General features: G+C 69.9%; 19 protein-coding genes and 2 riboswitches. Of the genes, 10 read left to right on the top strand and 9 right to left on the bottom strand.

Annotation, left to right across the window (positions count from 1 at the left end):
- Positions 1 to 3: 3 nt before the first annotated feature.
- From ACIN94_RS17030 to ACIN94_RS17015, 4 genes are all read right to left on the bottom strand, one after another.
- Positions 4 to 1,362 (bottom strand): formimidoylglutamate deiminase, encoded by a 1,359-nt coding sequence (locus ACIN94_RS17030; RefSeq protein ID WP_400706393.1) that lies wholly within the window; start codon positions 1,360 to 1,362, stop codon positions 4 to 6.
- Complete coding sequence (locus ACIN94_RS17025) at positions 1,350 to 2,513, bottom strand: allantoate amidohydrolase (protein WP_400706648.1); 1,164 nt, start codon at positions 2,511 to 2,513, stop codon at positions 1,350 to 1,352. The genes ACIN94_RS17030 and ACIN94_RS17025 overlap by 13 nt, the downstream gene beginning before the upstream one ends.
- Positions 2,514 to 2,573: 60 nt before the next feature.
- Positions 2,574 to 3,260 (bottom strand): SDR family oxidoreductase, encoded by a 687-nt coding sequence (locus tag ACIN94_RS17020; RefSeq protein ID WP_400706390.1) that lies wholly within the window; start codon positions 3,258 to 3,260, stop codon positions 2,574 to 2,576.
- Positions 3,261 to 3,358: 98 nt separating this feature from the next.
- Positions 3,359 to 3,685 (bottom strand): hypothetical protein, encoded by a 327-nt coding sequence (locus ACIN94_RS17015; protein ID WP_400706387.1) that lies wholly within the window; start codon positions 3,683 to 3,685, stop codon positions 3,359 to 3,361.
- A gap of 38 nt (positions 3,686 to 3,723) precedes the next feature.
- Here ACIN94_RS17015 and ACIN94_RS17010 point away from each other — a divergent pair, with 38 nt between their 5' ends.
- The 3 genes from ACIN94_RS17010 to ACIN94_RS17000 all read left to right on the top strand — a co-directional run bounded on the left by ACIN94_RS17010 (position 3,724) and on the right by ACIN94_RS17000 (position 6,094).
- Positions 3,724 to 4,254: a PadR family transcriptional regulator gene (locus ACIN94_RS17010; protein WP_400706384.1), complete on the top strand. Its 531-nt coding sequence runs from the start codon at positions 3,724 to 3,726 to the stop codon at positions 4,252 to 4,254.
- A gap of 115 nt (positions 4,255 to 4,369) precedes the next feature.
- Positions 4,370 to 5,329 (top strand): ATP-binding cassette domain-containing protein, encoded by a 960-nt coding sequence (locus tag ACIN94_RS17005; protein ID WP_400706381.1) that lies wholly within the window; start codon positions 4,370 to 4,372, stop codon positions 5,327 to 5,329.
- A gap of 15 nt (positions 5,330 to 5,344) precedes the next feature.
- Entirely contained in the window at positions 5,345 to 6,094 is a 750-nt protein-coding gene (locus ACIN94_RS17000) for an ABC transporter permease (protein ID WP_400706378.1), read from the top strand.
- A 40-nt stretch (positions 6,095 to 6,134) separates the two neighbouring features.
- Here ACIN94_RS17000 and ACIN94_RS16995 read toward each other — a convergent pair whose 3' ends face one another.
- The 5 genes from ACIN94_RS16995 to ACIN94_RS16975 all read right to left on the bottom strand — a co-directional run bounded on the left by ACIN94_RS16995 (position 6,135) and on the right by ACIN94_RS16975 (position 12,206).
- Positions 6,135 to 6,950 (bottom strand): MurR/RpiR family transcriptional regulator, encoded by an 816-nt coding sequence (locus tag ACIN94_RS16995; protein WP_400706375.1) that lies wholly within the window; start codon positions 6,948 to 6,950, stop codon positions 6,135 to 6,137.
- Between the two features lie 175 nt (positions 6,951 to 7,125).
- A complete protein-coding gene (gene hutU / locus ACIN94_RS16990; protein ID WP_400706372.1) occupies positions 7,126 to 8,781 on the bottom strand; it encodes a urocanate hydratase in 1,656 nt (551 codons plus the stop codon).
- A gap of 376 nt (positions 8,782 to 9,157) precedes the next feature.
- Complete coding sequence (locus ACIN94_RS16985; RefSeq protein ID WP_400706645.1) at positions 9,158 to 10,435, bottom strand: ATP-binding protein; 1,278 nt, start codon at positions 10,433 to 10,435, stop codon at positions 9,158 to 9,160.
- A gap of 238 nt (positions 10,436 to 10,673) precedes the next feature.
- Entirely contained in the window at positions 10,674 to 11,426 is a 753-nt protein-coding gene (locus tag ACIN94_RS16980; RefSeq protein ID WP_400706369.1) for a hypothetical protein, read from the bottom strand.
- A gap of 39 nt (positions 11,427 to 11,465) precedes the next feature.
- Positions 11,466 to 12,206, bottom strand: coding sequence for a FadR/GntR family transcriptional regulator (locus ACIN94_RS16975; RefSeq protein WP_400706366.1), 741 nt, complete (start codon positions 12,204 to 12,206; stop codon positions 11,466 to 11,468).
- A gap of 64 nt (positions 12,207 to 12,270) precedes the next feature.
- On the opposite strand from ACIN94_RS16975, the gene ACIN94_RS16970 reads away from it, so the two are divergent.
- The 7 genes from ACIN94_RS16970 (at position 12,271) to ACIN94_RS16940 (ending at position 19,864) form a co-directional block, all read left to right on the top strand.
- Positions 12,271 to 13,614: a glutamine synthetase family protein gene (locus tag ACIN94_RS16970; RefSeq protein WP_400706363.1), complete on the top strand. Its 1,344-nt coding sequence runs from the start codon at positions 12,271 to 12,273 to the stop codon at positions 13,612 to 13,614.
- A gap of 2 nt (positions 13,615 to 13,616) precedes the next feature.
- Positions 13,617 to 14,960, top strand: a complete 1,344-nt coding sequence (locus tag ACIN94_RS16965; RefSeq protein WP_400706360.1) for an aldehyde dehydrogenase family protein — start codon at positions 13,617 to 13,619, stop codon at positions 14,958 to 14,960.
- Between the two features lie 5 nt (positions 14,961 to 14,965).
- Positions 14,966 to 15,730 (top strand): 3-oxoacyl-ACP reductase, encoded by a 765-nt coding sequence (locus tag ACIN94_RS16960; RefSeq protein WP_400706357.1) that lies wholly within the window; start codon positions 14,966 to 14,968, stop codon positions 15,728 to 15,730.
- 190 nt (positions 15,731 to 15,920) lie between these two features.
- Positions 15,921 to 16,616 (top strand): gamma-glutamyl-gamma-aminobutyrate hydrolase family protein, encoded by a 696-nt coding sequence (locus ACIN94_RS16955; RefSeq protein ID WP_400706355.1) that lies wholly within the window; start codon positions 15,921 to 15,923, stop codon positions 16,614 to 16,616.
- A 90-nt stretch (positions 16,617 to 16,706) separates the two neighbouring features.
- Positions 16,707 to 16,805, top strand: a riboswitch (glycine riboswitch).
- Positions 16,806 to 16,900: riboswitch (glycine riboswitch) on the top strand. It abuts the riboswitch before it with no gap.
- Positions 16,901 to 16,933: 33 nt separating this feature from the next.
- Positions 16,934 to 18,022, top strand: a complete 1,089-nt coding sequence (gcvT, locus tag ACIN94_RS16950) for a glycine cleavage system aminomethyltransferase GcvT (protein ID WP_400706352.1) — start codon at positions 16,934 to 16,936, stop codon at positions 18,020 to 18,022.
- Positions 18,019 to 18,408 carry a glycine cleavage system protein GcvH gene (gene gcvH, locus ACIN94_RS16945; RefSeq protein ID WP_400706349.1) on the top strand — a complete coding sequence of 130 codons (390 nt, stop codon included), beginning with the start codon at positions 18,019 to 18,021 and terminating at the stop codon, positions 18,406 to 18,408. Before gcvT ends, gcvH begins: the two co-directional genes overlap by 4 nt.
- A 79-nt stretch (positions 18,409 to 18,487) precedes the next feature.
- Positions 18,488 to 19,864 (top strand): L-serine ammonia-lyase, encoded by a 1,377-nt coding sequence (locus tag ACIN94_RS16940; RefSeq protein ID WP_400706346.1) that lies wholly within the window; start codon positions 18,488 to 18,490, stop codon positions 19,862 to 19,864.
- Positions 19,865 to 19,962 lie beyond the last annotated feature (98 nt).

Raw genomic sequence — 19,962 nt, 5'->3', positions numbered from 1 at the left:
CGCTCACTCCTTCTCTCCTCGTGCCTCGGCGATCGCCTCGCCGAGCAGCGCGCCCACGTCGCCGAGGACGTGCCTGCCCTCGGCGACGACCCGGCGTCCACCCGAGACCACCGAGTGCACGTCCGCGGCCGTCGCGGCGAAGACCACCATCTCCGGGGCGCCGCTGTGGGACGCACCCGCCGTGCGGACCGAATCCAGCCGTACGGACACCAGGTCTGCCCACGCACCCGGTACGAGCATGCCCGCGTCGGGGAAGCCCAGGGAGGCGTGCCCCGCGGCGGTCGCGGCCTGGAGCAGCTCGGCGGCCGTCCAGTGGCCGCGCTGCTCGGTGACCAGCCGCTCGTCCAGCTCGACCGCGCGGGCCTCCTCGAACAGGTCGATGACCGCGTGGCTGTCGGAACCGAGGGTGATCGGCGCGCCCGCCTCGAACAGCGCCCTGGCAGGGCCGATGCCGTCGGCCAGGTCGCGCTCGGTCGTCGGGCACATGCAGACATGGGTGCTCGACTGGCCGAGCAGCGCGATGTCGGAGTCGGACAGGTGTGTCGCGTGCACCGCGGTGGCGCGGGGGCCGAGCACGTCGTGCTCGGCCAGCACCCGGACCGGGCCGGCGGCGTACATCTCCACGCAGGCGGCGTTCTCCGCGCGCTGCTCGGACACGTGGACGTGGATAGGGAAGGCGTGGTGGTGGGAGAACCTGCTGACGGTCGGCATCTGCTCGCAGGGGACCGCGCGGACCGAGTGGACGGCCACGCCGATCTCCACGTCCTCCACCCCCCGGTAGGTGTCGGCGAGGGCCTCGACCCGTACGGCCCACCTGTCGGCGTCACCGTCGCCGAAACGGAGCTGGGTGCCGACCAGCGGAGCACCGAAGCCACCGCTCAGGTAACAGGCGTCCAGCAGCGCGATACGCAGGCCGGCGTCCCGCGCGGCCTGGACGAGCGCGTGGCCCATGACGTTCGGATCGTCGTACGGGGTACCGCCCGGCCCGTGGTGAAGGTAGTGGAACTCCCCGACGGCGGTGATCCCGGCCAGTGCCATCTCGGCGAACGTGGCCCTGGCCAGCCTGAGGTAGGAGTCGGGGTTCAGCGTCGCGGCCACGCCGTACATCTGCTCGCGCCAGGTCCAGAAGCTGCCCTTCTCCCGCTGTGTCACCCCTCGCAGGGCCCGGTGGAAGGCGTGGGAGTGCGCGTTGGCCAGTCCTGGAACGGTCAGGCCGGCGAGCCGGACGGCTCCCGCCGGCGGATCGGCCATGCCCGGGGTGATCTCCGCGATCCGGGAGCCCTCGACCCGGACGAGCACCCCCGCGACGACCTCACCGGGCGGCAGCCAGGCGAGCTCACACCAGTAGTTCAGCTCCGGCACAGCTCCTCCAGAATGGTCGCGAGGGCGGCAACGCCCGCGTGGCAGTCAGACATCTCGGCGTGTTCGTCCGGGGAGTGAGAGATTCCCGTTGGATTGCGGACGAACACCATCGCACTGGGCACACCGGCGGACGCGAGGATCCCGGCGTCGTGGCCGGCCCCGGTCGCCAGGACGGGTGCTCCCCCCAGGGCCGCGGCGATCCGCTCCCTCAGGATCTCGTCGAAGTCGACGACGGGGGTCCACGACTCGGCGCTGATTTCGGCCCTGGAGAACTCGGCGAGCTCGGCGACCAGCGCCCGGACCTCCTCCTCGTCGCCGCCCCTGGCGTCCAGCCAGGCGCTGACCAGCCCGGGGATGGCGTTGGCGTTGTTGGGCGACACGCGGAGCCTGCCGAAGGTGGCCACCACGCCGCGCCGCTCGGCGGCCTGACGGGCGTGCAGCACCGTCCTGGCAAAGGGCAGCATCGGGTCGTCGCGGTCTTCCAGCCGGGTGGTGCCCGCGTGGTTGGCCTGGCCGTGGAAGTCGAAGCGCCAGCGGCCGTGCGGCCAGATGGCGGCGGCCACGCCGACCGGCGCACCCCGGTGGACCAGGTCCTGCCCCTGCTCGACGTGGAGCTCCACGAAGACGCCGACGTGACCGAGAGTCTCGTCATCACGGCCGAGCTCGCCGGGGTCGCGCCCGGCCCCGCGCAGCACCTCGGCCATCGAGTCGCCCTCGTCGTCGGTCAGCCCGCGCGCCCGGTCGGGGTCGAGTGCGCCGGTGAGCAGCCGGGAGCCCATGCAGGGGACACCGAACCTGGCGCCCTCCTCGTCGGTGAAACAGGCCACTCCCAGCGGACGGGCGGGCTCGAAGCCCCTGGCTCGCAGCGTGTCGAGGGCGGCGAAGGCGGACACGACGCCGAGGGGGCCGTCGAAGGCGCCGCCCTGCCGTACCGAGTCCAGGTGGCTGCCCGTGACGACGCCCGGCCTGTCCGACGGATCACCCCACCAGGCCCACAGGTTGCCATTGCGGTCCTCTCTTAGATCGAGGCCGCGCCGGGCGGCCTCCTGACCGAACCACTGCCGCAGCTCCAGATCGGCGGGCGACCAGGCGTCACGGAGGTAGCCCCGGGTCCGGCTGTCGCGTCCGAGGTGCGCGATGGCACCCCACATTTCGTCGAACACCCCTCCATTATGTGAATGGAGTCATTCATTGGCGAGCCCGAATCTCTTTCAGTTTGCGGATCCCGCCGCCGGGCGGACGGTGATGTCGGTGATGTGAGCATCGGGAGAGGCCGTCACGGCCGCGACAACCGCCCGGGCCACCGACTCCGGGGCCAGGTATTTCTCCGGCTCGTAGGCCCCGCTCTCCTGTGCCCGCACCCCGCGCTGCATGTCGGTGTCCACCCGTCCCGGGTAGACCGTGGTCACCCGGAGGCCGGGCTCCTCCAGCCGCAACGCGTCGGCGAAGGCGCGCAGCGCGAACTTGCTGGCCGCGTAGGAGCCCCAGTTCGGGTTGGCCCGCTGTCCCGCCCCCGAGTTGATCAGCACCACCTGGCCGTGGGCCGCGCGCAGCGCGGGCAGCAGCAGCCGGGTCAGCTCGGCCACCGCGATCACGTTGATCTCCATCGTCCGCCGCCAGACCTCGGCGGGGGTCTCGGCGATCCGCCCCAGGGTCACCACGCCGGCGCTGTGCACCAGCACGTCGAGCCGGTCGATCCCGGCGACGTCGGCCTCGGTGACGGCGGTGAGCTCCACCGGCCAGGGCTGGGCGTTGGGCAGGCCAGCGCAGATCTTGGCCAGCGCCTCGGCGTCCCGGCCGCCGAGCAGCAGGTCATGGGTGGGGGCGAGGGCGTGTGCGATCGCGGCCCCGACCCCTCGGGAAGCTCCGGTGACCAGTGCGGTCGGGCGTACGGACATGCGATTCACCCTACTCCGGGCCGACGGGGGGCTTCCGCGCTCCCCCGGCGGCCCCACGGGCCCCAAGCCCGGTGTGACCCCCCCGGCGGCTCCGGCCCCTACTGCGGGCGGAAGGTGGCGGGTCCCGGGCGCTCCAAGGTCAGGGCGTAGACGTTGTGCGGGTAGCGGTGGTCGTTCGGCTGGATTCTGACCTCCTCCCCGGCGGCCTCCAGGATCACGCACCGGTACCACTCGCCGTCCTCCAGGAACTCCCACGGCCGCATCAGCACCTCCAGCCCCGACCGATGGACCTCGTCGGAGGCGGCCTCCTCGGGGCGCGGCTCCCCCAGCGGGTAGCCGAACACGGTGAGCGGCTCCCACACACCGCCCACCGGCCGCAGGAATCCCAGCAGGGCACCGTCGCCGTCACGTCTGATCTCTCGCATGGTTGACACCATATACAAACTTGAATACAAATTTGAATATGTCCTCCACTCGCGTCCTGCTGCTCGGCGTGCTGCTCGACGGCCCGCTGCACGGCTACGAGGTACGGCGCCGCCTCGAACTCATGGGCACCCACCACTGGGCCAACGTGGCCTACGGCTCGATCTACCACGGCCTGGGCAAGATGGCCGACGAGGGCCTGCTGGAACGGGTGGAGGAGGGCAAGGGCGGCAAGACCGTCTACGCGATCACCGAGATCGGCCGGTCGGAGTTCTCTCGGCTCCTGCTGAGCAACTGGTGGGAGATCAAGCCGATCGTCGACCCGTTCCAGGTGGCGCTGACCTTCATGGACCGGCTGCCCGTGGCCGAGCTGAAGTCGGCGATGGAGGCCCGGGCCGCGCAACTCCGGTTCTCCGTGGAGATGGTCCGGCGGGCCATGGGCGGCAAGCAGGCCTTCGGTGCCCCCCGGCACATCGACGAGTGCCTGCGGCTCAACATCCTCCAGCTCCAGGCCCAGCTGACCTGGGTGGAGGAGGCCACCGAGAAGATCGAAAAGGGCGAGCTCCCCTGAAAACCGGTTGACCCTCCACCAGCGGGAGGGTTCAGTCTCTCCGGGTGACACCCGGGGGCGTCACCGTCTTCCCGGAACACCCCGCTTTCCCGGAACACCCCCGAAACGGAGAATCATGATCATTGAAGCGCACGGCCTGCGCAAGACCTTCACCGCCAAACGCGGGCGGGGCAGAACGGAGGAGGTCGAGGCCGTCCGGGGCATCGACCTGAGCGTCGGTGAGGGTGAGATCTTCGCCGCCCTCGGCCCGAACGGCGCGGGCAAGACGACCACCGTCCGGATGCTGGCCACCTTCACCGTCCCCACCGCAGGGACCGCCCGGGTGGCCGGGTACGACGTGGTCCAGGACGCGGCGAAGGTCCGGGAGAAGATCGGCTACGTCAGCCAGGCCGGTGGCGTGGACGACAACGCCCCCGGCCTGGAGACCCTGGTCCTGGCCGCCCGCCTCGCGGGGATGACCCGCCGGGACGCGCTGGCCCGCGCCGGGGAGCTGCTGGAGACCTTCAGCCTGACCGAGATCGCCAGGCGCCCGGCCCGGACGCTCTCCGGTGGGCAGAAGCGGCGGTTCGCCCTGGCCGTCGGCCTGGTGAACCGGCCCCCGCTGATCTTCCTGGACGAGCCCACCACCGGCCTCGACCCGCAGAACCGCGCCAACCTCTGGGACGAGATCCGCGCGCTGCGCGACGCGGGCACGAGCGTCCTGCTGACCACCCACTACCTCGACGAGGCCGACGCGCTCTGCGACCGGCTGGTCATCATCGACCATGGCCTGATCGTCGCCGAGGGCACCCCCGGCGATCTCAAGAAGGAGGTGGCGGGCGACGTCGTCACGCTCAGGCTGGACGACCTGGGGGCCGCCCGGAAGCTGCTGGCCGCGCAGCCGTACATCAGGGAGACGCGGGAGGAGGGCGAGAGCCTGCGCGCCTACCTCGACGACGGCGAGCACGACCTGCCCGCCCTGCTGCGCGCCCTGGAGGGCGAGCGGCTGGCCATCCGCTCGGTCTCCCTCGAACGGGCCACGCTCGACGACGTCTTCCTCAAGCACACCGGCCGCTCCCTGCGCGACGCCGCCTGACCTCCGGAGATCCCAATGTTCAGACACACCATGCTGTTCCTGGGGTACGAACTCGGCAACCTGCGCCGCAACCCGGCCTGGCCGCTCCTCGGCATCATGCAGCCCGTCCTCTACCTGCTGCTGTTCGCCCCGCTGCTGACCAGCCTGACCAGGGGCGGGACGCTGGGCGAGGCGCTGGTCGTGTTCACCCCCGCCGCGCTGGTGATGATCGCCCTGTTCGGCTCGATGTTCACCGGTTTCGGCATGATCAACGAGACCCGCAACGGGGTGCTGGAGCGGCTCGCGGTCAGCCAGGCGTGGCGGCCCGCGATCATCCTCGGCCGGGTGGCCAAAGACATGATCATGCTGGTCCTGCAGTCGCTGGTGATCCTCGGGGTGGCCGCGCTGATGGGCCTGCGGGTCGGTGCGGCCGCGATGGGCCTCATGCTGCTGCTCATGGCCGTCACCGGCCTGTTCGCCTCGAACCTGTCGTACGGCCTCGCGCTGGCGATCCGCGACGAGAACGGCATGTCGCAGATCGTGCAGTTCTTCCTGCTGCCGCTGATGCTGCTCTCCGGCCTGATGCTGCCGATCTCGCTCGGACCGGAGTGGATGCAGGCGGTCGCGAAGTTCAACCCGCTCTACTACGCGGTCGAGGCGGGCCGGGCGCTGTTCGCCGGCGACTTCTCCAACGGCACGATCCCGGTGGCCTTCGGTCTCTTCCTGGTCCTGGGCGTCCTCACCCTGACCTGGTCGGTCCGCTCCCTGCGGAAGCTGGCCGGATAGCCGGGACGGACGGCGGCCCCCTCCGAAAGGGGCCACGCCGTCAGTCGACGAAGACCCCGGTCCGCTGGATCATCCGTTCGTGGTCCTCCAGCCGGGCCTGGGTCCGCAGCGGCGCCGCGTCCGCCATGGCCTCCACCAGCACCATGGCCAGGGCGAGCGGCGCCGCGTGCGAGTCGAACACCAGCCGCTCGCCGACCGGGGCGTCCAGGATCACATCGGCCTCGAACGGCACGTCCGGCCGGTCGGTGATCACCGCGGTCCGCAGGCCCAGCTCCCTGGCGTTCTTCAGGGTCTGTACGGCCTCGACCGGGTAGCGGGGCAGGATCACCGCGACCAGCCAGCCGGCTCCCGCCCGCCGCGCGGCGTGCAGGCCGTCGGCCAGCTCGGAGCCGCCGTGGACCATCAGGCGGACGTCGGGATGGATGCGGCGCGCGAAGTAGGCGAACGTGGTGGCCAGCCCGCTGGAGACCCGCAGCCCGAGCACCGGCAGCGGCTCGCAGGCGGCCAGGGCGGCCCCCAGCCCGGCGACGCGTGACGGGTCGGCCAGGCCCTCCCGCACGCTCCGCAGGTTGGCGATCTCCACGTCAATGGCCGTCTGCAGGTCATTGGCCCCGGCCGGGCCCGGCTCGCCCACCACGAAGGGCCGCAGCGCCTGCCGCAGCTCGGGGTATCCGGCGAAGCCCAGCACCATGGCGAACCTGGTCACCGACGGCTGGCTCACCCCGGCCCTCTCGGCCAGCTCCACGCTGGACAGGAAGATCGCCTCGTTCAGGTGGTCGCCGAGGTAGCGGGCGATCCGCCGCTGCACGGGCGACAGCCGCCGGCCTTCCAGAAGTCGATCGAGTCCGTCACCCACGTTCCCTCCAACCACCCGGCCGCGCACGGGCATTCCCCGGCCCGGTTTTCCCGGAAGGCGCGCCGACGTTCCCGGCCCCCTGGTTTCCGCCGGGCAGGCGTTCCCGGCCCGGTTTCCGCCGGGGGGACACCCGGCGGGCACGCACCGGGAACACCCCCGGGGCGCGCCCGCCGGTCTACCGCTCCCGCATCGGAACGCGGACGCCGCGCTCCTCCGCGACGGTGACGGCTCCGTCGTAGCCGGCGTCGACGTGGCGGATCACACCCATACCGGGGTCGTTGGTGAGGACCCGGTTGAGCTTCTCCGCGCCGAGCCTGGTCCCGTCGGCGACGGTGACCTGGCCGGCGTGGATGGAGCGGCCGATGCCGACGCCGCCGCCGTGGTGGATGGAGACCCAGGCGGCACCGGAGGCCACATTGAGCATGGCGTTGAGCAGCGGCCAGTCGGCGATCGCGTCGGAGCCGTCGGCCATGCCCTCGGTCTCCCGGTACGGCGAGGCGACCGAACCGCAGTCGAGGTGGTCGCGGCCGATCACCAGCGGGGCCTCGATCTCACCGGAGGCCACCATGTCGTTGAACCGCTCCCCGGCCAGATGGCGCTCGCCGTACCCGAGCCAGCAGATCCGCGCGGGCAGGCCCTGGAAGTGGACCCGATCCTGGGCCATCCGGATCCATCGGGCCAGCGGCTCGTTGTCCGGGAAAAGCTCCAGGATGGCCCTGTCGGTCTTGGCGATGTCCTGGGCGGATCCGGACAGCGCCGCCCAGCGGAACGGGCCCTTGCCCTCGCAGAACAGCGGCCGGATGTAGGCGGGCACGAATCCGGGGAAGTCAAAGGCCCGGGCGTAGCCGGCGAGCTGCGCCTCGCCCCGGATCGAGTTGCCGTAGTCGAAGACCTCGGCACCCGCGTCCTGGAAACCGACCATGGCCTCGACGTGCCTGGCCATGGCCTCGCGCGCCTTCCGGGTGAAGCCGGCCGGGTCCTTCTCCCGCTCGGCGGCCATGTCCTCGAAGGCCACGCCGATCGGCAGGTACATCAGCGGGTCGTGCGCCGATGTCTGGTCGGTGACGATGTCGATCTCCGCCCCCCGGCGGAGCAGCTCGGGCACGGCCTCGGCCGCGTTGGCCTCGACACCGATGCTCAGCGGCCTGCGCTGGTCACGGGCCTCGTAGGCCAGGCGCAGCGCCTCGTCGAGGTCCTTGGCCTTCACGTCCAGGTAGCGGTGCTCGATCCGCCGGTCGATCGACCTGGGGTCGCAGTCGACGCAGATCGCCACACCGTCGTTCATGGTCACGGCGAGCGGCTGGGCGCCGCCCATGCCGCCGAGCCCGGCGGTCAGCGTGATCGTCCCGGCCAGCGTGCCGCCGAACCGCTTGGCCGCGACGGCCGCGAAGGTCTCGTAGGTTCCCTGCAGGATGCCCTGGGTGCCGATGTAGATCCAGGAACCGGCGGTCATCTGCCCGTACATCGTCAGGCCCGCGGCCTCCAGGCGGCGGAACTCCTCCCAGTTCGCCCAGTCGGGCACGAGGTTGGAGTTGGCGATGAGCACCCGGGGCGCCCACTCGTGCGTGCGGAACACCCCGACGGGACGGCCGGACTGCACCAGCAGCGTCTCGTCTCCCTCCAGCGTTGTCAGGGTGCGGGTGATCGCGTCGAAGGAACGCCAGTCACGCGCGGCCTTGCCCGAGCCGCCGTAGACGACGAGCTGCTCCGGGTGCTCGGCCACCTCGGGATCCAGGTTGTTCTGGATCATGCGGAGCGCCGCCTCTTGTGGCCATCCCTTGGCGGTGAGCGTGGTGCCGCGTGGCGCGCGCACGATCCGGCTGCCGGTCATAACCGAAACCTCCCCATCGGGAATGAATGAACACATTCATACTGTCACTCGGAGGCTACCGAGGAAGAGGGCATCCCGGATAGTAGGTCCGAGATGCCCTTTTTCCGACTGCCCGTCCAATCCTTACCCTGGCCCCCATCCCGCACGGACTGGACCGGAGACCGGACGCGGCGAGTGCCCGGCGGGCACTCCCAGACGAAGGAGAGGCTTCGCACAGGCCGGGATGCCCGATTTCCTGGACGGCCAACCGGTCGGCAGGACCGGTTGACCGAACTATCCCGTTACGCTCCGCACGAATTTGCGTGCGGAGGCACAGACCGCGAGCTCGGATCTACGTAGGCAGCAGGAACCGGGTGGCGGCGAGACCGAGTCCCTCCTACGGCTGGCGACCGCTAAGGACAGCATGCCCCCAGAGCACGGACAGCGGAATGGCAGTGATGCGATCTCCATGGGAGAGCGTGTGCTCACCGAGATAGAGCAGATAGCCACCGGCGAACCGGTCTCCGAGTCTGTCACGCATCCAACGGAGGTTGGCGGTCGCGTCCCGAGGCGGTGACGAGCTCGCCTTCACCTCGATCGCCACCACCCGGCCGTCCCTCGTCTCAAGCACGAAGTCGATCTCGCGATCGTTGTGCTCACGGAAGTGGTGCAGGGATGCCGAGGTGCTCGAAACCGAAAGTGCTTTCATCAGTTCCGTGTAGACAAAGGTCTCGGTCATCCCGCCCAACACACGGTTGACCGGGTTGGCGAAGGTGGCAGGCGTGGCGTCAAGAAGGTGCGCGGCCAGTCCCGAATCAGTGAGATAGGACTTGGGGGCCTTCGCGATCTTCGAGGTCAGGTTGGTGGACCACGCGGGGACATGCCCGACCAGAAATACTGTTTCGAGGTAGGACAGGTAGTTACGCACCGTGTCGACGCTCAACCCGCCCAGCGATCGAGCGAGATCAGCGAGAACCAGCGTGCTACCGGCACGCGCGGCCAGGAGTGCGAGAAGATCGGGGATCGAACGGGCCTGCTGAATCTGGACGAACTCAAGAAGGTCCCGTTTCACCACGGTTTCGAGGTAGCTGTCGTACCAACCCCGACGGGTGCTCTCGGAACGCATCCGCAAGGCCTCCGGGTATCCACCTCTGGCGATGACCTGAAAATAGTCATGCCGCGCCCACGGAGACACCCCTCCCCGGAGGGCCTCTGGATCAGAGAACACCTGGTCGACGAAGTTGGTGAAGGATCGCGTCCGCTCGGACATGCTGAGGGGCCACAACTCCAGGATCGCGGCACGTCCGGCGAGCGATTCCGACAAGGTCGGAACGGTGAGAAAACGTGTCGAGCCGGACAGGATGAAGCTTCCGGCATCCCAGTTCTCATCGACGACCATCTTCACGGCCCGCACCAGAGGATCCCCTGCCCTCTGCACCTCGTCGATGCAGAGGGGGCGAGGAGCATCAGCCGCGAAGGCGACGGGATCGGCGAGAGCGGCCAGAAGCATCTCCGGGTCGTCAAGGGTTCTGAACTCTCCCCTGCGGCCGCGGAGGTGAAGCCGGAGGAGAGTCGTCTTCCCCGCCTGCCGAGGACCGTTGACCACCACCACCCGGAAGTCCTCGACGTATTCGGCCAGCTTCCGTTCCAGCGCCCGGGGCACTATCTCCACCATGGGATTCATCACCCGCGTCCGTGATCGATCGTGTTTTTACCCATGAAATTTTAGCGATTTTGCACCATGATCATTCGTGATTTCTCCGCAACCGGCCTCTCCGCCCCGCCTCCCGCTTCACCCGATCGGCGAGCCGTACAACGCGAGTCGCCTCGCGACGGTACTGACAGAAGTGGTCACTTCCGACACCGGATGCGCCACCAGCCGGCGGTTCCCGATGCCGCCGCCCGGCTTCCGCTCAGTGGTGGGCCCTGCGGCGGGTGGAGGGGAGGTCGTGGCGGCCCGAGACGAACTCCTGGAACGCGATCTTGGCGCGGATCACCGGACGGCGCCAGCGCTCCTCCCGGCCTTCGGCCCTGGCCATCTTCCGGGGCCGGGGACGCCGGGCGTGGGGTGCCATGAACCAGTGGGCCCAGGGCGATCCCGGGCGGGCCAGCCGGAATGCGCCGGGGATCAGCAGAGGCGGGATGAACAGACCTGCCAGACCGGTCCAGATCTTGCCCTTGAGCAGGGTGACCACCGCGAGCACGAGGTTGACCACGATGACACCGGCCGCGAACCACGTTCCCGGCGGCGTGCCGTAGGAGGCCTCCCAGCCGAGCGGGCGCAGGCCGAGCAGGAGCAGGGCGGTGATCGCGACCGCGACGAACACGGCGTCGACCGACGTCCGGCCCTCCTCCTCCCAGTAGACGTCGCGCAGATGCAGGATCAGTGCGAACTCGTCCAGGATCAGGGCGGCGCCGACGCCGAAGACAGCCGCCGTCACGGCGTACCAGCTCTGCGAGATACCCGACACGATCAGGCCCGACACCCCGCCGAGCAGGGTGAGCACCACGCCGAACACCACGTGGTGGATGTGCATCTCACCGGCGCTGACGTTGCGGAACCAGCCGATCTTGGCGCGGATGAGCCGGACGTTGATCCGGGTGAACACGAAGGCGACGATCAGCGCGACGAAGAAACAGAACAGCGGAAGCCGCCCTGCGTCCACGATTCGGTGCCTTAACAGATCCCCCACTGATTCACCAGATTATGCGAGGAACCCTCTCAGCAGGGCTGCGGTGCCCTCGAGATGCTCGGCCACCGCGCGCCGCGCGGCGTCGGGGTCACCGGCCAGGACAGCCGTGACGATCGCCTCGTGCTGGGTGGCGGCGTGCTCGATGTTGCGCTGGAGCACCGGGATCGCGTTGAGCAGGTCGGTGACCCGCAGCCTGGCGTCCGCGCAGGCCGCGGCGAGCAGCGGGGAGCCGGTCAGCTCGGCGATGGCCAGATGAAAGGCCGTGTCGAGACGGCGGTAGTCGTCGGGGCCGGCCGAATTGACCTCGTCCAGGCGCCGGCGCAGCGTGGCGCGCTGCGCCCCGTTCAGCTCCGCGGTGGCCAGCACCTGGGCGGCGCCGCACTCCACGGCCATCCGGAAGGTGAGCGCGTCGGCCAGGTCGTCGGTCCCCATGTCGGTCACGGCCCTGCGCAGATCTCCCCGGCAAGGACGCGGCGGGGTGTAGCTGACGAAGGCACCGCCGTACCTGCCACGCCGTACGGTGAGGTAGCCCGCCTCCTGAAGGGCGCGGATGGCCTCGCGCAGGGTGACCCGGCTGATCCCGAGCTGCACCGCGAGCTCCCGCTCAGGCGGCAGCTTCTCGGTCACCACACCGAGTTTGATCGCCTGGAGCAGGCGTTCGACGGTCTCCTCGAACGCGTTTCCCGCACGTACCGGCCGCAGCACGGTCGTCAGTCGCGGCGACTCGTCCAATCTCACCTCCACCCTTGACAAAGATCCTCGCGTATAACTCAATGGTCTGACACTAGCCCAATAAGACTCCGGCGAGGAGAGCGGCGTGGACGTCGACGAGCTTCACGACGAGGTGCGGGCAGGACGGATCGACACCGTACTGCTGGCTGTCGTCGACATGCAGGGCCGCCTGCAGGGGAAACGGTTGTCCGCCCGCTACTTCCTGGAGGAGGTGCTGCACCACTCCTCCGAGGGCTGCAGCTACCTGCTCGCGGTGGACGTGGACATGAACACGGTGGCCGGCTACGCGATGTCATCGTGGGAGCGAGGATACGGCGACTTCGTGATGAGGCCCGACCTGTCCACCCTGCGCCGGGTGCCGTGGCAGGAGGGCACCGCCCTGCTGATGGCCGACCTGGTGTGGGAGGACGGCTCGGACGTGGCCGCCTCACCGAGGCAGATCCTGCGCCAGCAGCTCGACCGGCTCGGCGAGCGGGACTGGGGTGCCTCAGCCGGGACCGAGCTGGAGTTCGTGATCTACAACGACACCTACGAGGAGGCCTGGCGGCGCGGATACCGCGATCTGAACCCGGCCAACCTCTACAACGTCGACTACTCCCTCCTCGGCACCGCCAGGGTCGAGCCGCTGCTGCGCAGGATCAGGCTCGGCATGGAGGGCGCCGGGATGTACGTCGAGTCGGCCAAGGGCGAGTGCAACCTCGGCCAGCACGAGATCACCTTCCGCTACTCCGATGCCCTCACCAGCTGTGACAACCATGTCGTCTACAAGAACGGCGCCAAGGAGATCGCGTCCCAGGAGGGCATGTCGATCACCTTCATGGCCAAGCCGGACCAGCGCGAGGGAAACTCCTGCCACATCCACATCTCGCTGCGGGACGGAGACGGGCGGCCGATCATGGCCGGGGACGGGCCACACGGGCTGTCGGAGACGGGACAGCGCTTCATCGCCGGACAGCTCGCCTGCCTGCGCGAGCTCACCCTGTTCTACGCCCCCAACATCAACTCCTACAAGCGCTACGTGCCGGGCAGCTTCGCCCCCACCGCGGTCAAGTGGGGTGTGGACAACCGGACCTGCGCGCTGCGGCTGGTCGGCCACGGGCGGTCGCTGCGGATCGAGAACCGGGTGCCCGGCGGGGACGTCAACCCCTACCTGGCGGTCTCGGCACTGGTCGCGGCCGGGCTGTACGGCATCGACAACGAGCTGCCCCTGGAGGAGGCGTGTACCGGGAACGCCTACGCGTCGGGCGCGGAGACCGTGCCGCACACGCTCCGGGACGCGCTGGAGCTGTGGGAGAAATCCGAACTGGCGGCGAGCGCCTTCGGTGAGGACGTCGTGGCGCACTACGCGAACAACGCCCGGGTCGAGCTGGCCGCCTTCGACTCGGCGGTCACCGACTGGGAGCTGTTCCGGGGATTCGAACGGATGTGAACATGAAGATCATCAATCCGGCGACCGAAGAGGTGATCGCCGAGGTCGGGTCCGCCGACACCGCCGAGGTGGACCGGGCGGTGGAGCGCGCCAGGCGCGCCTCCGCCACCTGGCGGAACGTCAGCCCAGGTGACCGGGCGCGGCTGCTGCGCGCCTTCGCCTCCCTGGTGGAGGAGCACGCCGAGGAACTCGCCCAGCTGGAGATCGCCAACGCCGGGCACACGGTCGGCAACGCCCGCTGGGAGGCGGGCAACGTCCGTGACGTGCTGAACTTCTACGCCGGGGCGCCCGAGCGCAACCACGGCAGGCAGATCCCGGTGGCCGGCGGGCTGGACGTCACGTTCCAGGAGCCGCTGGGCGTCGTCGGCGTGATCGTGCCGTGGAACTTCCCGATGGTCGTCATGATCTGGGGGGCGGCCCCCGCGCTGGCGGCGGGCAACACCGTGATCGTCAAGCCCGCCGAGTGGACGCCGCTGACCGCTCTGCGCCTGGCCGAGCTGGCCCTGGCGGCAGGTCTCCCGGAGGGAGTGCTCCAGGTCCTGCCCGGGGCCGGTGAGGTGGCGGGGGTCCGGCTGGTCGAGCACCCGGACGTGGCGAAGATCGTGTTCACCGGCTCGACCGAGGTCGGCAAGGAGATCGCGGCCAAGTGCGCCGCGCAGGTCAAGCGCGTCACGCTGGAGCTGGGCGGCAAGAGCGCCAACGTGGTCTTCGCCGACGCCGACCTGGAGAAGGCGGCGGCGAGCGCGCCGTACGCGGTGTTCGACAACGCGGGCCAGGACTGCTGCGCGCGTTCCCGGATCCTGGTGGAGCGCCCGATCTACGACGACTTCCTGGAACGGCTCGCGGCGGCGGTGCTGGAGGTCCGAGTGGGTGACCCTCTCGACGGGAGCACCGAGATGGGTCCGCTGATCAGCGCCGAGCACCGGGACCGGGTGGCCTCCTTCGTCACCGGCCCGGTCCGTCTGCGAGGGGCGTGCCCGTCCGGACCCGGCTTCTGGTTCCCACCGACGGTCCTCACCCCCGAGGTGACCGACCCGGCGTTCACCGAGGAGATCTTCGGTCCGGTGGTGGCGGTCGTGCCGTTCGACGACGAGGCGCACGCCGTACGGATCGCCAACGACACGAGATACGGCCTCAGCGGCTCCATCTGGACCAGGGACGTCGGCCGCGCGCTCCGGGTGGCCAGGGCGATCGAGGCGGGCAACCTCAGCGTCAACTCCCATTCGAGCGTCCGCTACTGGACCCCGTTCGGCGGTTTCAAGCAGTCCGGGCTCGGCCGGGAGCTGGGCCCCGACGCCCTGTCCGCGTTCACCGAGACCAAGAACGTCTTCATTTCGGAGGATTGACAGCCATGCAGCGTTTGCAGGACCGGGTCGCCGTCATCACCGGCGCGGGCAGCGGGATCGGCCTGGCCACCGCGCGCCGGTTCGCCCAGGAGGGTGCCCACGTCGTGTGCGTGGACCTGGACAAGGCGACCGGGGAGGCGGCCGCGGCCGAGGTGGGCGGCCTGTTCGTCAGGGCTGACGTCACCAGCGAGGATGACGTCGTCCGGATGTTCCAGACCGCTTCCGACACCTACGGCAGCGTGGACATCGCGTTCAACAACGCGGGCATCTCACCTCCGGAGGACGACTCGATCCTGGAGACCGGCCTCGACGCCTGGCGCCGGGTCCAGGAGGTCAACCTCACCTCGGTCTACCTGTGCTGCAAGCACGCCATCCCCTACATGCGGCGCCAGGGCAAGGGGTCGATCATCAACACCGCGTCCTTCGTGGCGGTGATGGGCTCGGCCACCAGCCAGATCTCCTACACCGCCTCCAAGGGCGGGGTGCTGGCGATGTCCCGCGAACTGGGCGTGCAGTTCGCCCGCGAGGGCATCCGGGTCAACGCGCTCTGCCCGGGACCGGTCAACACGCCGCTGCTGCGGGAGCTGTTCGCCAAGGACCCCGAGCGGGCGCAGCGCCGCCTGGTGCACATCCCGATCGGCCGGTTCGCCGAGGCCACCGAGATCGCCGCCGCGGTGGCGTTCCTGGCCTCGGACGACGCGAGCTTCATCACCGGGTCGGAGTTCCTGGTGGACGGCGGCATCTCAGGCGCCTACGTCACCCCTCTGTGACCGCTTCCCCGGCCGTTCTCCACGCGGACGGCGGCGTCCCCGGCGCCTGTCTCGCACCCCGGCCGTCTTCCGTGACCGTCTCCGCAGCCCGAGGGCGACGGGGTTTTGCCCACGCCATACCGTGCCCTCGGTAACGTGCCGGGACGTGGGCGGATATCCCACGTCCCCGGCGTCCTGCGAGAAAGAGACCATGTCCCGCCCCGTCATCGGCATCACCTGCTACGTCGAGCCCGCGAAGTTCACCGTCTGGGAGATGACCACCGCGCTCCTGCCGTACACCTACGTCGACCACGTGGTCCGCGCGGGTGGGCAGCCGGTGATCCTGCCCCCGGCGGGCGACCCCGCCACGCTGGCGGGACGGCTGGACGGGCTGATCCTGGCCGGCGGCGGAGACGTCGATCCGGCCAGGTACGGCGCGGCCCCGCACGAGCGGACCAGCCATATCCGCCCCTTCCGCGACGACGCCGAGTCCGGGCTGGCGCGGGCGGCCCTGGAGCGGGGCATCCCGTTCCTGGGGGTCTGCCGGGGGTTGCAGGTCCTGAACGTCGCCCTCGGCGGCAGCCTGCGGCAGCATCTGCCCGACGTGGTCGGCCACCGCGGGCACGCCCCCGCCCCCGGCTGCTTCGGCCGCATGCCGGTGCGGCCCGTCCCCGGCAGCCGGCTCGCCAAGGTCCTCGGTACCGAGAGCGTGGACGTGGCCCACTACCACCACCAGGCCGCGGACCGGCTGGGCACGGGCCTGACCGTGACCGCCCACGCCGAGGACGGCACGGTCGAGGCCGTGGAGCTGGAGGACCATCCGTTCGCCGTCGCGGTCCAGTGGCACCCCGAAGCCGACGACGAGTGCCCGCTGTTCGAGGAACTGGTATGGCAGGCCCGTCCCTGAACGACCTGGCCGCCACCGAGCAGCGAAAACACGTCACCGAGGGATTTCGCTCGACCGCCCTGGGCGGTTAGGCTGGCCACGACACCGAATGAATCCCGCGCGGGAGAGTGTCCTGACATCCAGGCCAGGACCCCTGAAGGAGCAAGCCCTCCCCGCGAACCTCTCAAGGCAAAGGACCGTGCGGGTAGGTGCTCTCTGGAAAGCAGGCCTGACGGCCTCGCCGAAGGTGAAAGTCCGGTAAAAGTCGGGCGAAGCTCTCAGGCATCGATGACAGAGGGGGAGGATGCTCTCATCTGTCTTCTGCCTGAGGTGCGAACATGTCCCGACCTACGCCGCTGCGCGGTGTCCACGAGGCCCTAGGCGCCACCCTGACCGACTTCGCGGGCTGGCTGATGCCGCTCCGCTACGGCAGCGAGTCCACCGAGCACAACGCGGTCCGCCAGGCGGCGGGCCTGTTCGACCTGTCCCACATGGGCGAGATCTTCGTGACCGGCCCCCAGGCGGGCGAGGCCCTGGACTACGCGCTGGTGGGCTACATCTCCGCCCTTGAGACGGGCCGCGCCCGCTACACGATGATCGTCGACCCCTCGGGCCGCGTGCTGGACGACCTGATCGTCTACCGCCTGGCGGACGAGGAGTTCATGGTCGTCGCCAACGCCTCCAACTACCCCAGGGTCGCCGCCGAGCTCACCGAGCGCGCCAAGGCCTTCGACGCCGTGGTGGAGGACCGCTCCGAGCAGTACGCGCTGATCGCGGTCCAGGGCCCGCACTCCCGCGCCATCCTGGGCGAGCTGACCGACGCCGACCTCGACGGGCTCAAGTACTACGCCGGTCTGCCCGCCACCGTGGCAGGACGCGAGGTCCTCCTCGCCCGCACCGGATACACCGGCGAGGACGGTTTCGAGCTGTTCATCGCGGCCGACGACGCCGAGCCGCTCTGGGCCGCGCTCACCGAGGCGGGCCGGCCGCACGGGCTGCTCCCGGCCGGGCTGTCCGCGCGCGACACCCTCCGGCTGGAGGCGGGCATGCCGCTCTACGGAAACGAGCTGTCGGCCGACCTCACCCCGTTCGACGCGGGGCTCGGACGTGTGGTGAGGTTTGACAAGCCGGGTGACTTCGTCGGCCGGGCCGCCCTGGAACCACTCAAGGACGTCCCGCCTGCCCGTCGCCTGGTCGGACTGGTCGCGACCGGCCGCCGGGTGCCCCGGCACGGGTATCCGGTCCTCTCCGACGACGGCGCCGTCGCCGGAGAGGTCACCAGCGGGGCGCCCTCCCAGTCACTGGGCAGGCCCATCGCCCTGGCCTATGTGGACAGCGGTCTGTCGACCGGCCTGGCCGTGGAGATCCGGGGCAGTCGCGAGCCGGTCGATGTGGTCGAACTGCCTTTCTACAGGAGGAAAAAATGAGCAGCATTCCCGATGACCTGCACTACACCAAGGAACACGAGTGGATCTCGGGCCTCGACGACGGCCTGACCCTCACCGTTGGCATCACCGCCTACGCCGCCGAGGCGCTGGGTGACGTGGTCTACGTGCAGGTCCCCGAAGTCGGTTCGACGGTCAGCGCCGGCGACGCGATCGGCGAGGTCGAGTCCACCAAGTCGGTGAGCGACATCTTCGCCCCGGTGGGCGGCGAGATCGTCGAAGTCAACCAGGCGGTCGTGGACGACCCCTCCCTGGTCAACAGCGACTCGTACGGCGAGGGCTGGCTGTTCCGCGTCCGCCTTGAGGGCGACGCCGACGACCTGCTGTCCGCCGAGGAGTACACCGCACTTACTTCAGGCGAGTCCTGAAATTTCTTCTCTTGCGCCGTGATCATGCGCGTCATCCGACGCGCATGATCACGGCGATGTGAAAGCAGGAACCAGACCAATGGCGATCAGCGTCTTCGATCTTTTCAAGATCGGCATCGGACCGTCCAGCTCGCACACCGGTGGCCCGATGGCCGCCGCGCACAAGTTCGCCCGGGGCCTCGACCAGGACGGCCTCCTGGAGAAGACCACCAGGGTCGAGGTGATTCTCTACGGCTCGCTCGGACTGACCGGCAAGGGCCACGGCAGCGACAAGGCCGTCCTCCTCGGCCTGTCCGGGGACAAGCCCGAGCTCGTGGACGTCGACACCGTCGACGCCCGGGTGGCCGCCATGCGCGCCTCCGGGACCGTCACCCTGTACGGCTCCCACGAGATCCCCTTCGTGGTCGGCGAGCACCTCGTCTTCGAACGCAAGATCTCGCTGCCGCACCACCCCAACGGCATGCGCTTCACCGCCTTCTCCGATACGGGCGAGCCGCTCCGCGAGAAGGTCTACTACTCGGTGGGCGGCGGCTTCGTCGTGGACGAGAACGCCACCGGCGCCGACCGGATCAAGCCCGACGACACCACCCTGCCGTACCCCTTCACCACGGCCGCCGGTCTGCTCGCCCACTGCGCGGAGACCGGTCTGTCGATCTCCGGGCTGATGCTGGAGAACGAGAAGGCCTTCGGCCGTACCGAGGCCGAGATCCGCGCCCAGCTGCTGAACCTCTGGCAGGTCATGACGGAGTGCGTCCGGCGCGGCATCGCCAAGGAAGGCGTGCTGCCCGGCGGGCTGAAGGTCCGCCGCCGCGCCCACCAGCTCCACCGGCAGCTCCAGGCCGAGTCCCCCGCGAAGGACTCGCTCCAGACCATGGACTGGGTCTCGCTGTACGCCCTCGCGGTGAACGAGGAGAACGCGGCGGGCGGCCGGATCGTCACCGCCCCGACCAACGGTGCCGCGGGCATCGTCCCTGCCGTGCTCACCTACTACGACCGCTTCATCCCCAAATCCGATGACGAGGGCGCGGTCCGCTTCCTGCTCACCGCCGGGGCGATCGGCGTGCTGTTCAAGGAGAACGCCTCCATCTCCGGCGCCGAGGTCGGCTGCCAGGGCGAGGTCGGCTCGGCCTGCTCCATGGCCGCCGCCGGGCTCACCGAGGTGCTGGGCGGCACCCCGGAGCAGGTGGAGAACGCCGCCGAGATCGGCATCGAGCACAACCTGGGCCTGACCTGCGACCCGATCGGCGGCCTGGTCCAGATCCCATGCATCGAGCGCAACGCGGTGGCCTCGATCAAGGCCATCGCCGCCGCCCGGATCGCGCTACGCGGCGACGGCCGCCACTTCGTCTCCCTGGACAAGGCCATCAAGACGATGCGCGACACCGGCCGCGACATGCTCGACAAGTACAAGGAGACCAGCCGCGGCGGCCTGGCCGTCAACGTCATCGAGTGCTGAGCCGGGCAGGGGCGGGTCACCGTCGGCACGAGCTCCCTCATCTCGTACAGGACCACCCGGCCTCACGCCTATGCTGGGTGACCTTGTCGCGGAGGCTC

The sequence above is a fragment of the Streptosporangium sp. NPDC087985 genome, assembly GCF_044741965.1.
Lineage (GTDB): Bacteria > Actinomycetota > Actinomycetes > Streptosporangiales > Streptosporangiaceae > Streptosporangium.
Note: the sequence above shows the minus strand (reverse complement) of the source record. Positions and strands in the feature narration are given on the sequence as shown.

Bases quoted from the DNA above. Each gene is read 5' to 3' on its own strand.
- gcvH (WP_400706349.1), top strand. From the start codon at position 18,019: ATGAGCAGCATTCCCGATGACCTGCACTACACCAAGGAACACGAGTGG.
- gcvT (WP_400706352.1), top strand. From the start codon at position 16,934: ATGTCCCGACCTACGCCGCTGCGCGGTGTCCACGAGGCCCTAGGCGCC.
- ACIN94_RS16965 (WP_400706360.1), top strand. From the start codon at position 13,617: ATGAAGATCATCAATCCGGCGACCGAAGAGGTGATCGCCGAGGTCGGG.
- hutU (WP_400706372.1), bottom strand. From the start codon at position 8,781: ATGACCGGCAGCCGGATCGTGCGCGCGCCACGCGGCACCACGCTCACC.
- ACIN94_RS17000 (WP_400706378.1), top strand. From the start codon at position 5,345: ATGTTCAGACACACCATGCTGTTCCTGGGGTACGAACTCGGCAACCTG.
- ACIN94_RS17015 (WP_400706387.1), bottom strand. From the start codon at position 3,685: ATGCGAGAGATCAGACGTGACGGCGACGGTGCCCTGCTGGGATTCCTG.
- ACIN94_RS17020 (WP_400706390.1), bottom strand. From the start codon at position 3,260: ATGTCCGTACGCCCGACCGCACTGGTCACCGGAGCTTCCCGAGGGGTC.
- ACIN94_RS16985 (WP_400706645.1), bottom strand. From the start codon at position 10,435: ATGGTGGAGATAGTGCCCCGGGCGCTGGAACGGAAGCTGGCCGAATAC.
- ACIN94_RS17010 (WP_400706384.1), top strand. From the start codon at position 3,724: ATGTCCTCCACTCGCGTCCTGCTGCTCGGCGTGCTGCTCGACGGCCCG.
- ACIN94_RS17005 (WP_400706381.1), top strand. From the start codon at position 4,370: ATGATCATTGAAGCGCACGGCCTGCGCAAGACCTTCACCGCCAAACGC.
- ACIN94_RS16960 (WP_400706357.1), top strand. From the start codon at position 14,966: ATGCAGCGTTTGCAGGACCGGGTCGCCGTCATCACCGGCGCGGGCAGC.
- ACIN94_RS16955 (WP_400706355.1), top strand. From the start codon at position 15,921: ATGTCCCGCCCCGTCATCGGCATCACCTGCTACGTCGAGCCCGCGAAG.
- ACIN94_RS17025 (WP_400706648.1), bottom strand. From the start codon at position 2,513: ATGTGGGGTGCCATCGCGCACCTCGGACGCGACAGCCGGACCCGGGGC.
- ACIN94_RS16940 (WP_400706346.1), top strand. From the start codon at position 18,488: ATGGCGATCAGCGTCTTCGATCTTTTCAAGATCGGCATCGGACCGTCC.